Consider the following 14,952-nt stretch of genomic DNA (forward strand, 5'->3'; position numbering starts at 1 on the left):
AAAATGATTGGCAGAATTTCAAAAGTATTTATTCCGGCAGTAATCAGCTTATTTGTCTTTTCAAGTATGGCAAGTGCTCATGTCACAGTAATGCCAAAAACATCTTCAACAGGCGCATGGGAAACTTATACTTTAAAAGTGCCAGTTGAAAAGGATGTAGCCACCACGAAAGTAACGGTCAAAGCACCAGCTGGTGTAGAAATTATGTCTTATCAACCCGTTCCAGGCTGGACCTATTCATCTGAAAAGGATGCTAGTGGTAAAGTAAAAACATTTACCTTCGAAACAACTGGGGAAGGGATTTTAAGTGGTCAATTCCAACAATTTGTATTTGTAGCGAAAAACCCGGAAAAGGCAACCAAAGCTGCTTGGGATGCTTTTCAATATTACAAGGATGGCAGTATAGTCGAATGGACCGGTGGGGAAGGGTCTGACGCACCCCATTCTATTACAGATATTGTAACTACTTCCAACACAGACCAACATAGCAGTCAAACATCAGAACATAGTGATAAGGCACAAACAAAGGATAACTCAAAAACGAAAACAGAAGTGACTGAAAAGAAAACAGAAACATTCACATCTTTATCACTAATTTTATCGGGATTAGCAGCGTTGCTTTCCTTCGCTGCACTGATTATCGCAATCCGAAAAAAATAAAATGCAAATAGAAGATGCCGTGTGCATCTTCTATTTTTTTAAAAGGTTAAAATATGGTGGCTTCCTAGTCTTATTCAGAGGGCAATATCTTGAGTTCGTCGTTTCTTCTTAGTGATTGTTTCTACTAATGCCTTAAATAGCTTAAGAGAATGATGGAAAATTGGACTTTGAATGAATGTATAAAGGAAAGTAGCTATAAAAACAGGACCACCTAACAATAAACCAATCAATAATACTATGCTTTCTACCGTAATGCGTGCTTGACTAACTGATAACTTAGTTTTATCAGAGATGGATAACATAAAGCCATCACGAGGACCCGCACCGATTCCTGCTGCAACATACATCCCGCCGCCGACCCCTGTAATGATGATTCCACAGAGAAGAATAAGGTAATCAACCCAAGTATCTGTTGCTTTTGGAAGAATATCTAACCAGAGGAAAAAGTCCATGATAGGTCCAATACATAAGGCATTAAGGATAGTACCTATGTTAATATAACTCCTTGCTACAAAAACAGAAATGATTATCAGGATCAGTCCGCATATGACTCCCCATGTTCCAATGGTTAAACCAAAATGTTCAAATAGCGCAACATTCAGTACCTCCCAAGGATGCAGGCCCACATATTTTACCTTAACGGCAATTGCATTTCCTAAGCCAAAAAAGGTTAGTCCCGCAAAAAATAATAAATACTGAACCAGCTTCATTTTTAGTTACCCCCACACAAAACCTTTTTTCTGAATATTAAAACCTATCTTAAGATTCTAAAGTATGATTGAATAATAATCAATGATTATATTGATATATAGAATTGAATTCGTTAGATTGATATAATTTAAATATGTTAGAATAGTTAAATTTTTCTTAGGATAGAGGGGATATCTATGCATCTCGTTGCATCAGAAAAAGTAAAAAAAATGTCGGCTAGTATTTTTCAAGAGATAGCTAATCGAAAACTGAAAGCTATCAAAGCTGGTAAGGATGTCATTGATTTAAGTGTAGGAAGTCCAGATTTTCCACCGCCGTCATTTGTTGTCGATACATTGATTGATTGTGCTAGTGACTCAAGCAAATATGGCTATACCCTAACAGGGATACCTGAATTTAATCATGCCGTAAGTTATTTTTATAAGCAAAGATATGCGGTTGACCTAAACCCAGAATCTGAAGTATTGCAGCTAATGGGGTCTCAGGATGGTCTTGCTCATTTGGCTTCGGCAATCATTAATCCTGGTGATTATGTATTGGTACCGGATCCCGGGTATCCCATTTATGAGGCAAGTGTAAACATTGCAGGCGGGATTATCTATCCGATGCCGTTATTAGCTGAAAACAAGTTCCTGCCAATGCTAGAAGAAATCCCGTTAGATGTGCTGGATAAAACCAAAATGATGATTATCAGTTATCCTGGTAACCCTGTAACAGCTTTAGCTGATCAGTCATTTTTTGACAAGGTAGTTACCTTTGCTAAGCAGCACAATATTTTGGTTGTTCATGATTTTGCGTATTCTGAGTTGATTTTCGATGGGAATCCACAGCTTAGTTTCATGTCTGTCCCTGGGGCAAAGGAGATTGGAATTGAATTTAATTCTCTTTCAAAAACCTTTAATATGGCAGGCTGCCGGATTGGTTATGTCGTCGGCAATGTGCAAGCCATTGACATCTTAGCATCATTTAAATCACATATTGATTATGGAGTCTTTTATCCGATCCAAAAAGCAGCCGTAAGGGCGTTAACTTCAGATTTTGCTTTTCTTAAAACACAGGTGAATGAATATGAGCTGCGTCGCAATGTATTGATTTCTGGGCTTGAAAAAAGTGGTTGGCAAGTTGCCAAGTCCCCAGCAACCATGTTTGTGTGGGCAAGAATCCCAGCAGGATGGAAATCCCGTGAGTTTGCCTTTGAATTAATTGACCAAGCTGGAGTGGCTGTCATTCCGGGTGATGCGTTTGGAAACCTGGGTGAGGGATATGTTCGGATTGCTATGGTGCAACCACCAGAACGACTATCCCAAGCGGCTGAAAGAATTCATGAATTCCTAATGGAATATTCAAGAAAGAAGTAAAGTAACATCATACGTAATGGTGATTTTTTGGGCAAACTCCTTCTTGCCTCTTCTATAAATATAAATATCTACATATATTTTTTAAAAGACCTTCTTTCGCAAGAGGGTCTTTTACTTTGAAAATGAAAGAGGGATAAAATGCTCAGCGATTTACAACATTTAGAATTAGATATCCCGATTGAAGTGATTTGGGACTTTATTCGAGACGAAAACAATTGGGCACCACTTGTACCTGGCTATATTCAACATGAAAAAAGAAATGAACGTCAAATCTGTTGGGAATTTAAGAGTGATCTTGGAGTAATGAAAAAAAAGGTTAGTTTATTGATAGATATTAAAGAGTGGAACGAACCATCCAGGATATCTTTTGATTTAAAACGTTCAAATGAAAAATATTTAGGTAAGGGTTATTTTGAAGCAAAGGCATTAAATAAAAATAAAACTCGTGTGACGGGCTTTCTAGAAATCAATGCAACAGGGCCAATGGGATCTTTAGCTAATTCCCTTTTTAAAAAAGCACTCCAAAAATCAGATGATGAGGTAGCGTCAGTCATTTCTACTAAATTAGAAGAATTTCATCGCAGGTAAAAATTTAAGCTAAACTTAAGCAAACCATGATAAAGTTAGTCCAAATTCCACTATCCCGAAAGATAGAGGACAGGAGGATTAACGATGAAACAATCAAAACCAAACAAAGCCCTAAATGTATTTCTAATTATTTCACTGGCATGGGTGGGAGCTGGATCATCCATATCATCTGTTTATGCTGAAACTAATACGTCAACAGTTCAAGAAAACCAACTAGCAAGCAATCTTTCAAAATTAGAAATTGAAGGCAAGGAGCTCGACCAGAAATTCGCTGCAGACTTATTTGAATATACTGCCACAGTTGGGAACGAGGTTGAAAATATTAAGCTTTTAGTAGATAGCTCTAATACAGATGCATCGATTACGATTAACGGTAAGGAGATTGTCAAGCGGACAACAGGGACTTATGCGCTTCAAACAGGAGACAATAAGTTTATTATATCTGTAAATAATGGAACTGGTTCATCAAATACCTATACTCTGACGGTAACAAGAGAGAAAAATGCGAATAATTTCTTAAAAAGTATTGAACTATCAAAAGGCGAGTTATCACCCAAATTTTCTTCAGATGTTAATGAATATAATGTCAATGTTTCAAATGAAATTCCTGCCATTACATTTAAACCGACAGCGATAGAAGCAACGTCAACAATAAAAGTAAATTCTACAATAACAGGGAAAAATGGGGTGGATGTTTCACTTCCCGTAGGACAGTCAGATATTATGATCACGGTAACTGCTGAAAATGGTAAAAAGAAGATTTATACCATCCACGTTACAAGGATGAAAGCTGTTGAGGATAAAGCAGTGGAAGATACACCAGCTGAAGTCAAAGCCCCTGCAGCAAATCAGAAAAATAATCCAGTATCTATCCAGCCTAGTACCAGAATAAATACTCGACCTAATTCTGCACAGCCGACATCCCAGCAGCAAAGTTCTTTAAATACCGAAAAAGTAAGTAAAGCATTACTTTCTTCACTGTCAGTGTCTGAAGGAACATGGGATAGTAACTTTACAAGCGATGAGTTTACTTATCATATCACGGTGTCAAGTGATGCTGATGAAATAACACTAAAGCCGATTGCAAAATATAGCCGTTCGGAAATCTCGATTGAAGGTGGAACGAGCAAAACAATAAAACTGGAAAATGACAAGAAAACAATTATTTCTGTCGTCGTTACGTATGATGATGTTGATCGAAAGACATATGTGCTTGTGTTTGATAAAGAATCTTAGAAAAGTACGGATTAGATAACCCTAAAAAACCTGCACAATGCAGGTTTTTTTCGTATAATTAAAAATTTATTAAAAAAAAAGAAAACTTATCTTTAACACGTCCAACAAAATTGTGGTATATTAATAAATAAAAAATTTAGCGAATTTTGAGATTAAAGGAAGGTGGCAGTATGACAACAGAAGTAAAAGTAAATGACAGCAGTCTTCCGTTGCGTCGTGATGTAAAATTACTGGGTAAAATATTAGGAGATATTCTGATTAATCACAGTGGTTCTGCATTATTTGATAAAGTGGAAAAAATACGTTTAATGTGTAAAACATTAAGAGAAAATTTTGATCAATCAATTTATAATGCCTTAAAAGAAGAAATTTCTAGTCTAGATGCTCCGATGAGGAAACAAGTTATTCGAGCATTCTCAATGTATTTTCATTTAATTAATGCAGCGGAACAGAACCATCGTATGCGTAGAAGAAGACAGTACCAACTTCAAGAGGAAAGGGTTGTCCAACCTGCTTCTATTGAAAGTGCGATTCTTTTGCTTAAAGAGAATAATATAGAAGAAGAAGTCATTCAAGATACTTTAAATACTTTATCTCTTGAGCTTGTAATTACAGCTCATCCAACAGAGGCAACGAAACGCTCCATACTTGAGATTCAGCAGCGAATTGCTGATATTCTTAAAAACCTCGATCACCCTTTGTTAACAAGAAGAGAAAGAAAAAAGCTGGAAGAAAGTTTGTTTAACGAAGTTTCAATACTTTGGCAAACGGATGAATTACGACAGAACAAGCCTACTGTTTTAGACGAAGTTCGAAATGGTTTGTATTATTTTGATCAAACTCTTTTCGAAGTACTGCCTGAAATTCATCAAGAAGTGGCAGAATGTTTAGAGAAGAACTTCACTAATACACAATGGGAAGTTCCTAATTTCTTACGTTTTGGTTCCTGGATCGGTGGTGACCGGGATGGAAATCCAAATGTTACACATGATGTCACTTGGGAGACTTTGAAAAGACAAAGAAGACTCGTTTTAAAAAAATATAAAAAAGCTTTAGTCGAATTAATGAAACGATACAGTCATTCCACTTCTAGGGTGGAGGTAAGTGAGGATCTTCTTACATTAATTGAGCAAGAGGATACTTATTTAACGGATGACAAAAAATGGCCAAATAAAGGTGAGGCATACCGCCGTGCCTTTGCAATTATTATTGAACGTGTAAAACAAGTTGGAAAAACGGATTTGGGCTATAAATCTTCCGAAGAATTATTAGAAGACTTGTATGTGATTAAAAGGAGTTTGAAAAAGCATCATCCAGCAGGACATGAATCAAAAATTATTCAAAAGCTGATCCGACAAGTACAATTATTTGGGTTTCATTTAGCTACACTCGATATTCGAAATCATAGCGGCGAACATGAAGCAGCCATAACAGAAATTTTACGCAAAGTCAGTATCACCGAGAATTACGCGGGTCTTTCTGAAGAGGAGAAACTAAAAATATTGCAAAATATATTATTAGATCCTCGTCCACTCTTACTATTAAATGAAGACTACTCAACGGAAACACAGGAAATGATTAAAGTGTTCCAAACAATTAAGAAGGCACACGAAGAATTCGGAAAGCGAGCTATTTCCGTTTATCTTGTGAGCATGACAAAATCACCGAGTGATTTGCTTGAGGTACTGGTACTTGCAAAAGAGGCTGGGATTTATCGCCTTCACGCAGATGGCACTTTAGAAAGTCATTTACACGTGGCGCCATTACTGGAAACAATCGACGATTTAACAGCTGGGCCAAAAATAATGGAAACACTTTTCGAGATGCCTATCTATCGTAATCATTTGCAAATATTGGGTGATCAGCAGGAAATCATGCTTGGGTACTCGGATGGAAGCAAAGATGGTGGTACACTGACAGCTAACTGGAAACTATATAAGGCACAAATTGAGATTCATGAAATGGCGAAAAGGTACCAAATCGGACTAAAGTTTTTCCATGGCCGTGGTGGTTCGTTAGGCCGTGGCGGCGGTCCATTAAATAAAAGTATCCTATCCCAGCCGGCTGAAACGATTGGGGATGGTGTAAAAATTACTGAGCAAGGTGAAGTATTATCTTCAAGATATCTGCTTGAGGATATTGCCTACCGTAGTTTAGAACAAGCTACCTCTACATTACTTTTAGCCGTTGCACATATCTCTAAGGAAGCAGAGCAAGGTTTCCAACGTGATCCAATTTGGGTTGAATCGATTGAAGAAATATCGAGTTTAGCCTTAACAAAATATCAATCATTGGTGTTTGGTGATTCAGATTTTCTTACCTATTTCACTGAAGCCACACCACTAAAAGAGATAGGGGATTTAAACATCGGCTCCAGACCGATGAGCAGAAAAAATCAAGGACGATTTGAAGATTTACGGGCCATTCCATGGGTATTTGCTTGGACGCAAAGCCGCCAACTGCTTCCTGCATGGTATGCAGCCGGAACCGGTTTAACAGGGTTTGCAGCAAAGAGCGAACAAAATTTGCCTATTCTCCAGGATATGTATGAAAAATGGCCGTTTTTCCGATCAACAATTGATAATTTACAAATGGCCTTAATGAAAGCAGACATCACGACAGCTAGAGAATATTTATCCCTTGTTGAAGACCAAAATATGGCTGAACGGATATTTACTAATATTCTTGAAGAATATGAACGTACCAAAGAAATTCTTCTCCGAATTACAGGCGATAATGAATTGCTTGATCATACACCAAATATTAAAGAATCGGTATTTAGAAGAAATCCATATGTCGATCCATTAAACTTTTTACAAGTAGAGTTAATAAAAGAACTGCGAAGTCAGGGTGGATCAAACGAAGACTTATTAATTGAAGTTTTGCTAACTATCAGTGGAATATCTGCTGGACTACGGAATACTGGTTGATTTATAAAAGGAAGCCTTAAATTCTTTTTCAAAAAGGATTTAGGGCTTTTATATATATATGGGAAAATTTATGAACGTTTTATGAATTCTTTAAAAATGAATGGTTATTCATTCATATTTGCGCAAAATTCGACATTTTTCGATTTATCCATCGTGCTATATTTTAACCAGAAAAGTATCCAAGTAATTATTAAGAGGATATAGGCCAATTTTTAGTCGAATCAAAGATCAAGGAATGAACTTGGAGGAGATATTATATGGCAGTTGAAGAAAAGGTAGTACATGATAAACAAATAATCACTTCAATGATTGATACATTAGCAAATAATGCAGAGAAATCACTTGGTGAATTCCGTTCATACAACCAAGAGATGGTTGATGAAATTGTCAAACAAATGGCTCTTACTGCTCTTCAAAATCATAAGAATCTTGCAAAATTGGCTGTAAATGAAACAAAAAGAGGGGTTTATGAAGATAAGGTATTCAAAAATATGTTTGCTACTGAGTTCATTTATAACAATATTCGAGAGATAAAAACTGTTGGTGTAATCAACGAAAACGAAAATGAAGGAATAGTAGAGATCGCCGAGCCAGTAGGTGTGATTGCTGCGGTTATTCCAATAACAAATCCAACCTCTACTGTAATATTTAAATCCTTGATTTCGCTTAAAACAAGGAATCCAATTATTTTCGCATTCCCACAGTTTGGCCAAAAATGTTGTACGGAGACCGCGATTTTACTGAAGGAGGCAGCCATTAGGGCAGGTGCACCAGATAATTGCATTCAGTGGATTGAAGTTCCTTCACATGAAGCGTTTCAGGCCTTAATGAAGCATCCAAAGGTTTCTCTTATTCTAGCAACAGGTGGACCAAATTTGGTGAAAACAGCTTATAGCTCAGGTAAACCTGCACTTGGGGTAGGTGCAGGAAATGTACCTTGTTATATTGAAAAGACAGCAAATATCAAAAGGGCTGTTAACGACATTATCCTGTCAAAAACCTTTGATAACGGAATGATCTGCGCTTCTGAACAAGCTTTAATTATTGATCAAGAAATTTATGATGAAATGAAACAGGAAATGATTTCTAATAATTGTTATTTCCTTAATGAAGAAGAAAGATTAATGGTAGAGAAGATCGCCATTATTGAAAAGACGAATACCATTAATCATTTAATTGTCGGATTACCAGCCACAATGATTGCAAAATTGGCAGGAGTGAATGTTCCTGAAAATACCAAGATTCTCATTGCAGAACTAGAGGGTGTAGGGCCAAAATATGCGCTCTCATGTGAAAAACTAAGTCCGATACTTGCTTGTTACAAGGTTAATAGTTTTGCAGAGGGCATTCAAATTGCTGAGGAAACCTTGGAATATGGTGGTCTTGGGCATTCAGCATCAATACATACTTCGGACCAATGCTTAGTAGATTTGTTTGCACTTCGTATGAAGGCAGGGCGGATCATGGTCAATACACCATCGACACATGGTGCAATTGGGGATATTTATAATACATCATTACCGTCATTAACCATCGGATGTGGTACTTATGGAGGGAACTCTGTGTCACAAAATGTAGGGGCACAAAATCTCATAAATATTAAAAAGGTTGCAAAGAGAAGAACATTTACCCAGTGGTTTAAAGTTCCATCGCAAATATTCTTTGAAAAAAATTCAATCCAAATGCTAGCCTCTATACCAGGAATCTCAAAGGCATTTAGTGTCACAAGTAACAGTGCTGTCAAAAATGGGTATGTTGACAAGGTTGTTTACTATCTAAACAAGAATCAAAGGAAAATCCAATTTGAAACATTCTCCGAAGTCGAGCCTGAACCTAGCATTGATACAGTAAAAATCGGTGCAGAGCGGATAAGAAGATTTCAACCAGATTGTATTATTGCTCTTGGCGGCGGCTCAGTGATAGATTCCGCAAAAGCGATGTGGCTATTTTACGAACATCCAGAAACTGATTTTCATAGCTTAACACAAAAATTCTTTGATCCTAGTAAAAGAGTAGTTAAATTCCCAGCACTACGTGGAAAAGCAAAATTTATTGCAATTCCAACAACATCCGGAACCGGTTCAGAGGTCACAGCCTTCTCTGTTATTTCAGATAATAAAACAAATATAAAATACCCTCTCGCGGATTTCCAATTGACACCGGATGTAGCCATTATCGATCCACAGTTTGTTATGACAGTTCCGAAGCATGTTACCGCTGATACAGGGATGGATGTGTTGACACACGCGATTGAGTCGTATGTTTCCGTATTGGCCAATGACTATACAGATGGACTTGCATTAAAAGCCATTCAACTTGTCTTTAAGTATTTGCCAATAGCTTACCGAGATGGAAGTAATGAACTTGCCCGTGAAAAAATGCATAATGCTTCTACAATAGCAGGGATGGCTTTCGCCAATTCCTTCTAAGGAATAAACCATAGTCTTGCCCATGTTTTAGGGGCTGAATTTGATATACCACATGGACGCGCCAATGCGATTCTTTTGCCACATGTAATCCGTTACAATGCAGCCAAACCAAATAAGTTCATGACATACCCTAAATATGAAAACTTCATAGCTGATGAACGTTATGCGGAAATTGCTAAAATGCTTGGGCTGCCTGCCGGTACGACTGAAGAAGGTATTGAAAGCCTAGTCCGTGCAATTATTAAATTAACAAAGGAACTAGAAATCCCGATGAGTATAGAAGCAAGCGGGGTTGATAAAGAAGTATTTGATAGCAAAGTAGCAGTTCTCGCAGAACGTGCATTTGACGATCAAGATACGATTGCAAATCCAAAACAACCATTTATAGGCGAACTTGAAGAAATTTATCGTCAGGCCTTTAGTGGTATTTAAATGGAAGAATAAACTTTTCATTTAAGGAGGCGAGTAGGATGTTTGAGAAAAGAGAAATTAAAAAAGAACAAGAACCTATCCTCGAAATCATCAATAAGGAGGCTGAACAAATTAGAGAAAAAGAGGTGAGCGCTGCACAACTGTCAAGCTTAGACATTCTCTGGCGCAAAGCATTTCAAGAATTAGACGAATGGTCTAAGCGTTCAGACTTCCGAGACGAGGTATTTTTAAAAGAAGCATTGTTTTTTGCTGAAAACATCCAAAGGAATCAAGAAAACATAAAAGAAATGGCAAAGAGATTTGATAAGGAATTTACTGAATGGGAAAGGACTGCAAGAGAGGAATTTTTGATGTCCACCACGAGTCTACAGCATTTCTTTCCACTCAAGTCATACGAAGAAATCAATGCCCAGATTGATCAACTTCAAAAAAGAACCATTTCAATTCTAAGTACACCTTGCCAAGTTATTAGCAAAAATCAACCAATTGATAAATATCTTGAAACGATCGAGCAATATGTGGTCCTTAGGAAAAAAATCAGGAAGCAATATATCAAGGGTGTTAAACAAGTTGGAAACCTAATATATGAAAATCAAAAAGGTTTTGTTAATTTATTAGCACGACAAATTAAACCGTTGTTGTTTCCATTTAATAAATATTTGGAGAAAGAAGAAGAGATGACAAATTTCTAAAAAAGGAGGCAAAAAGCAATGTCGAAGGAAAAAAACTATGATCCGTTGCAAGGATTTAGAAGAATAAGTGAAATGTGGGAAAGACAATTGAATGGCATGCTATACATGATCACTGACAATAATGAGTTCGTTCGACTTCTTAGTGTGGGGACAGATAGTCATGCAAGATATATGGAGCGGTTAAGAAAGAACCAAGAACTCATGGCAGGTGTAATGAATATTCCAACCAAAAAAGATATTGCAAATGTAGCAAAATTATCTCTTCAAACCGAAGAAAAAATTGATATTTTAGAAGAGCAGGTTTGGAATTTACAGGATAGTTTAGAATCCCTTAGTACGGGTAACGTTGCAATGTTTCAAGATATGGTGACGATTATAAAACAGATAAAGGAAGAATCAGCTTTCATTCAAAATGAGATTCAAAATTTGAGACAAGAAATCTCTCAATTAACAGATATTAAACAGGAACTTGCAGCCTTGAAAAAACTTGTGCAGCCAGTGCAGACTAAGAAAAGGGGCAATGAGCTTGTTCTGACTGGGACTGGCAGTGAGGATGGAAGGGGCTGAGAAAGATGATAGCTAAAGCACTAAGAAATATTCCATTAGTTGATTTGAAAAAGGAATCTTTAAGGTGGGAACAAGTCTATAAAGTCTTAACAGAACCGAAACCGGATATTGTTCCAACCAAGAGAGAAATTGTTTGGAAAAAAAATAAATCAACATTATATTATCATCCTGCTAAAGAAAAAAAATATCAAATCCCTGTGTTTTTAGTCTACTCACTGCTTAATAAATCGTATATTTTAGATGTCGGGGAAGGAAGTAGTGTAGTTGGAGGATTAACGGAAAGAGGATATGATGTTTACTTCCTTGATTGGGGTTCTCCTAGTTATGAGGATAGTGAGATCACTCTTGATAATTATATCCTTGATTATTTAGAAAATGGTGTCAAACGTGCGTTACGACATTCCGGTGCAAAAGAAATATCGATGATCGGCTATTGTTTAGGAGGCACAATTGCTGCTATTTTTACCTCACTAACAAACTTGCCTATTAAGAATTTAGTCCTAGCAACGGTACCAATTGATTTCAGTATAGGAATCGTTCCGGATAAGTGGTTAAACGGACTCCAAAAAGGAACTATAAATTTTGATCGACTTTCTGAGGTTTATGGTGTTATTCCATCTGAAATAATGTACCGAATGTTTAGGGGACTTTCACCCGTCTCCGTTAGTCCATGGGTAAACCTGATTTCCCGTGCACATGATGATGAATATGTTAAAAAATGGCGGCGGATGGACAAGTGGACAAAAGACTCTGCCTCGTTTTCAGGGGCTGCCTTCAAACAGCTATTTAATGATCTCTATAAAGATAACAAACTCCTAAAAGGAGAGCTAACGATTGGCGGAAGGAAAGTAGACTTAAAAAATATCCATTGTTCATTCTTTGTCTTCTCAACATCACGAGATACCTTGATACTAGAGAAACAAAGCCTCCCTGTTATGGACATGGTTTCTAGTGAAGATAAGACATACGAGGTATTTGATGGTGGACACGTTTCTTTAGCCTTATCTGGAAAGTTTGCCATTTTTGCGGATAAATGGCTCTGCTCACGGTCACAATAAAATTAGGAACTTCTTAATTAAATTAAGAAGGAAGTAAAAGCGGGAAGGACTCCCCTCCATCCCGCTTTAACTAGTTATGAAGCAGCTTTTTGTTTAGCAAGGAATGTCCTTAAGAGTCGATTAAACCGGTCTTTTGCCTCCAATTTGGCCAGATGGCCGGTATTTCTCATAATAATAAATTCTGAATTTGGAATAAGCCTGTGCATCCAAGCCTGAATCCAAACAGGCAAGACGGAGTCGTACTGACCTCCAATAATAAGTGTCGGAACATCTACCATTGGTAATAACGATAAATTATTTACCTCAAAACATGCTACTAATGAGTCAACAAATATCTGCGGTTTTGGTTGGAAAAACTTATTAAACTTCTCAACTGTGTCCTTATTCCACAAATAAAGTGCCATCCGTGCTGCATAATCTGAGTGTTCCTTCATGTATGAAACTTGCTGGAGAAGTTCTTTTCGTGGTTCAAATAAAACACTCTTCAGTTTCTTAGGAAAGTAATGAAATGAACTAATTAACAGGAGAGTGCGGCAGCATTCCGGTGCCTGTCGGTAAATCTCTTGCGCAACTGCACCACCCATTGAAAGACCCAAAATATGAGCGGTTTCAATTTTTAATTCCATTAACAAACCGAGGATATCTAAGGCAAAATTTTTTATTGAGATGCCTTCTGTCTTACTGCATTTTCCATGACCTCGTAAGTCAGGGATGATCAATTCATACTGGTTAGCCAATTCATATTGGTCTTCCCACCCTTCTTTTACTTCACCTAATCCATGGATCAAGACTAACGGCTCGCCTGTCCCTAAGTGCATATAAGGAACTCCCAATTTACTTATTCTTGCTGCTTCCATTTCACACCACCTTTTTATTTTTATTAGCTTATTGCCAAATAACAGTAAATGAGGACTCTAACTTTTAACTTTTATTCATAAATATTTGCTGAGTTGACAAAATATTACTCATAGGTGTAAAATACACATATACAGGGCGAGGTGATAAAAATATGGTGAATCAGGACAATCAAACGATCAATCCATCAAAAAATTTTGTGCTGCCATTTATTTTATTGCTTCTTAGCAGGGTGTCACTGCATGGGTATGAACTTAGCCAGAAGCTAGAGGCATTCGGTTTTAAGACGCTTGACCAGGGGAATTTATACAGACTGCTAAGACAACTAGAAAAGGACGAGCTTCTATCTTCAGAATGGGATACAACTGGGAGCGGTCCTGCTAAAAGAAAATATTCAATTACTAAAGCAGGAATAACATACTTAAATGGTTATGCCAACCAACTAGAATCCTATCAATCGTTATTGGATCAATTTTTCAAAATGTACACCAGTTTCTTTGAGCTCTATATTCCTTCGTTCCATAAGAAGGATCCAATAGAGAAAGTCAATAATAGAAAGAGGAGGAAAGACGATGGCACAGAAGAAAAATGAAACGGTCCAGACTGTTAAAGAAAAGAATGTACCAACGGCAGAAGAATCGGTGGCTGCAGGGTCATTTGTACACACTTTTTGGGATCAATTTGAGCTTTCAAGTGAACGGGCAGAACAGCTTCAAGAGAATAGAGAAGATGCATACATTAATGCCTTAAAAGAAGTCATTAATTTCAATAAGCAATTTAGAAAATCGGTTGCGAATTTGTATGAGCAGTCGAAAAAAACAAACAAAGAGATGGTTTCTGAACTAATGCATCAATTTTCATTCGGTAAAGAAGAAATCAAAGATGAGGACTTTCCGGTGAATGAGAGAGAAGAACTTAAGAAAAAGGTTTTAGAGGTATCTGAACAATTAGAGAAGCTTGCGTTAACGCCAATTAAATCAGTTTTTCAGATTGTCGACCAACTAGAAGATAATTTTGAAAAAAATGCAGAATCAAGCGTAACTTTTGGTCGTGACCGGCGCAATGCGTGGCAGCAGGTTAGGAAGGAATATATTAAATTGGCAAGAGATACTCATTTAAACATTGTTGACCGAGGCAAAGGTAGTCTTAAAGAATTTGTAAAGATTCCGTAACTACTAGTTATCAACTAAGGAGAATTAAAAGAATTGGGGAATATAAGCATCGATTGCAAGTCATAAGAGCCACAATCTCTCTTCTTATATAGAGATTGTGGTTCTTTTATTTGTTGGAGGAACCTAAATATTGAATTATTTTATATTTTGTTGACGTATAGTCAATAATTTCCATTTATATTCATGGGTTGTTAATTTGGTAATTACATAGGAATTTTGTTGTGTGACCTAGAATTTAAAATACATAATTCGTCTTAGATGCTG

General features: G+C 36.9%; 12 protein-coding genes and 1 pseudogene. 11 read left to right on the top strand and 2 right to left on the bottom strand.

The window, feature by feature from the left end; all coding sequences use genetic code 11:
* Window positions 1–3 precede the first annotated feature (3 nt).
* Window positions 4–660 (top strand): YcnI family copper-binding membrane protein, encoded by a 657-nt coding sequence (locus COJ96_RS08575; protein WP_098572731.1) that lies wholly within the window; start codon window positions 4–6, stop codon window positions 658–660.
* 74 nt (window positions 661–734) lie between these two features.
* Here COJ96_RS08575 and COJ96_RS08580 read toward each other — a convergent pair whose 3' ends face one another.
* Window positions 735–1,370: a YczE/YyaS/YitT family protein gene (locus COJ96_RS08580; protein WP_098572523.1), complete on the bottom strand. Its 636-nt coding sequence runs from the start codon at window positions 1,368–1,370 to the stop codon at window positions 735–737.
* A 177-nt stretch (window positions 1,371–1,547) separates the two neighbouring features.
* Here COJ96_RS08580 and COJ96_RS08585 point away from each other — a divergent pair, with 177 nt between their 5' ends.
* The 8 genes and pseudogenes from COJ96_RS08585 (at window position 1,548) to COJ96_RS08620 (ending at window position 12,661) form a co-directional block, all read left to right on the top strand.
* Entirely contained in the window at window positions 1,548–2,729 is a 1,182-nt protein-coding gene (locus COJ96_RS08585) for an LL-diaminopimelate aminotransferase (protein WP_098572524.1), read from the top strand.
* A gap of 138 nt (window positions 2,730–2,867) precedes the next feature.
* Window positions 2,868–3,317 carry an SRPBCC family protein gene (locus tag COJ96_RS08590; protein WP_098572525.1) on the top strand — a complete coding sequence of 150 codons (450 nt, stop codon included), beginning with the start codon at window positions 2,868–2,870 and terminating at the stop codon, window positions 3,315–3,317.
* Between the two features lie 84 nt (window positions 3,318–3,401).
* The gene (locus tag COJ96_RS08595; protein WP_098572526.1) at window positions 3,402–4,553 is read left to right on the top strand and encodes a cadherin-like beta sandwich domain-containing protein; all 1,152 of its coding nucleotides are present in this window, start codon (window positions 3,402–3,404) and stop codon (window positions 4,551–4,553) included.
* Between the two features lie 170 nt (window positions 4,554–4,723).
* Window positions 4,724–7,483, top strand: coding sequence for a phosphoenolpyruvate carboxylase (gene ppc, locus COJ96_RS08600; protein WP_098572527.1), 2,760 nt, complete (start codon window positions 4,724–4,726; stop codon window positions 7,481–7,483).
* Between the two features lie 257 nt (window positions 7,484–7,740).
* Window positions 7,741–10,344, top strand: a pseudogene (gene adhE, locus COJ96_RS08605) (bifunctional acetaldehyde-CoA/alcohol dehydrogenase).
* A 38-nt stretch (window positions 10,345–10,382) separates the two neighbouring features.
* Complete coding sequence (locus COJ96_RS08610) at window positions 10,383–11,036, top strand: hypothetical protein (protein ID WP_098572528.1); 654 nt, start codon at window positions 10,383–10,385, stop codon at window positions 11,034–11,036.
* Between the two features lie 18 nt (window positions 11,037–11,054).
* Complete coding sequence (locus COJ96_RS08615) at window positions 11,055–11,603, top strand: polyhydroxyalkanoate biosynthesis repressor PhaR (protein WP_098572529.1); 549 nt, start codon at window positions 11,055–11,057, stop codon at window positions 11,601–11,603.
* A gap of 5 nt (window positions 11,604–11,608) precedes the next feature.
* The gene (locus COJ96_RS08620) at window positions 11,609–12,661 is read left to right on the top strand and encodes an alpha/beta fold hydrolase (RefSeq protein ID WP_098572530.1); all 1,053 of its coding nucleotides are present in this window, start codon (window positions 11,609–11,611) and stop codon (window positions 12,659–12,661) included.
* Between the two features lie 74 nt (window positions 12,662–12,735).
* Here the strand turns inward: COJ96_RS08620 and COJ96_RS08625 are convergent, their stop codons facing one another.
* Window positions 12,736–13,518 (bottom strand): alpha/beta fold hydrolase, encoded by a 783-nt coding sequence (locus tag COJ96_RS08625; RefSeq protein ID WP_098572531.1) that lies wholly within the window; start codon window positions 13,516–13,518, stop codon window positions 12,736–12,738.
* Between the two features lie 152 nt (window positions 13,519–13,670).
* On the opposite strand from COJ96_RS08625, the gene phaQ reads away from it, so the two are divergent.
* Both phaQ and COJ96_RS08635 read left to right on the top strand, forming a co-directional pair.
* Window positions 13,671–14,108, top strand: coding sequence for a poly-beta-hydroxybutyrate-responsive repressor (gene phaQ / locus COJ96_RS08630; RefSeq protein WP_098572532.1), 438 nt, complete (start codon window positions 13,671–13,673; stop codon window positions 14,106–14,108).
* The gene (locus tag COJ96_RS08635) at window positions 14,089–14,688 is read left to right on the top strand and encodes a hypothetical protein (protein WP_098572533.1); all 600 of its coding nucleotides are present in this window, start codon (window positions 14,089–14,091) and stop codon (window positions 14,686–14,688) included. Before phaQ ends, COJ96_RS08635 begins: the two co-directional genes overlap by 20 nt.
* Window positions 14,689–14,952 lie beyond the last annotated feature (264 nt).

Source organism: Bacillus sp. AFS073361, assembly GCF_002567005.1.
Classification (GTDB): domain Bacteria; phylum Bacillota; class Bacilli; order Bacillales; family Cytobacillaceae; genus Neobacillus.

Coding starts and splice junctions, on each gene's coding strand:
- COJ96_RS08575 (WP_098572731.1), top strand. CDS start 4: ATGATTGGCAGAATTTCAAAAGTATTTATTCCGGCAGTAATCAGCTTA.
- COJ96_RS08580 (WP_098572523.1), bottom strand. CDS start 1,370: ATGAAGCTGGTTCAGTATTTATTATTTTTTGCGGGACTAACCTTTTTT.
- COJ96_RS08585 (WP_098572524.1), top strand. CDS start 1,548: ATGCATCTCGTTGCATCAGAAAAAGTAAAAAAAATGTCGGCTAGTATT.
- COJ96_RS08590 (WP_098572525.1), top strand. CDS start 2,868: ATGCTCAGCGATTTACAACATTTAGAATTAGATATCCCGATTGAAGTG.
- COJ96_RS08595 (WP_098572526.1), top strand. CDS start 3,402: ATGAAACAATCAAAACCAAACAAAGCCCTAAATGTATTTCTAATTATT.
- ppc (WP_098572527.1), top strand. CDS start 4,724: ATGACAACAGAAGTAAAAGTAAATGACAGCAGTCTTCCGTTGCGTCGT.
- COJ96_RS08610 (WP_098572528.1), top strand. CDS start 10,383: ATGTTTGAGAAAAGAGAAATTAAAAAAGAACAAGAACCTATCCTCGAA.
- COJ96_RS08615 (WP_098572529.1), top strand. CDS start 11,055: ATGTCGAAGGAAAAAAACTATGATCCGTTGCAAGGATTTAGAAGAATA.
- COJ96_RS08620 (WP_098572530.1), top strand. CDS start 11,609: ATGATAGCTAAAGCACTAAGAAATATTCCATTAGTTGATTTGAAAAAG.
- COJ96_RS08625 (WP_098572531.1), bottom strand. CDS start 13,518: ATGGAAGCAGCAAGAATAAGTAAATTGGGAGTTCCTTATATGCACTTA.
- phaQ (WP_098572532.1), top strand. CDS start 13,671: ATGGTGAATCAGGACAATCAAACGATCAATCCATCAAAAAATTTTGTG.
- COJ96_RS08635 (WP_098572533.1), top strand. CDS start 14,089: ATGGCACAGAAGAAAAATGAAACGGTCCAGACTGTTAAAGAAAAGAAT.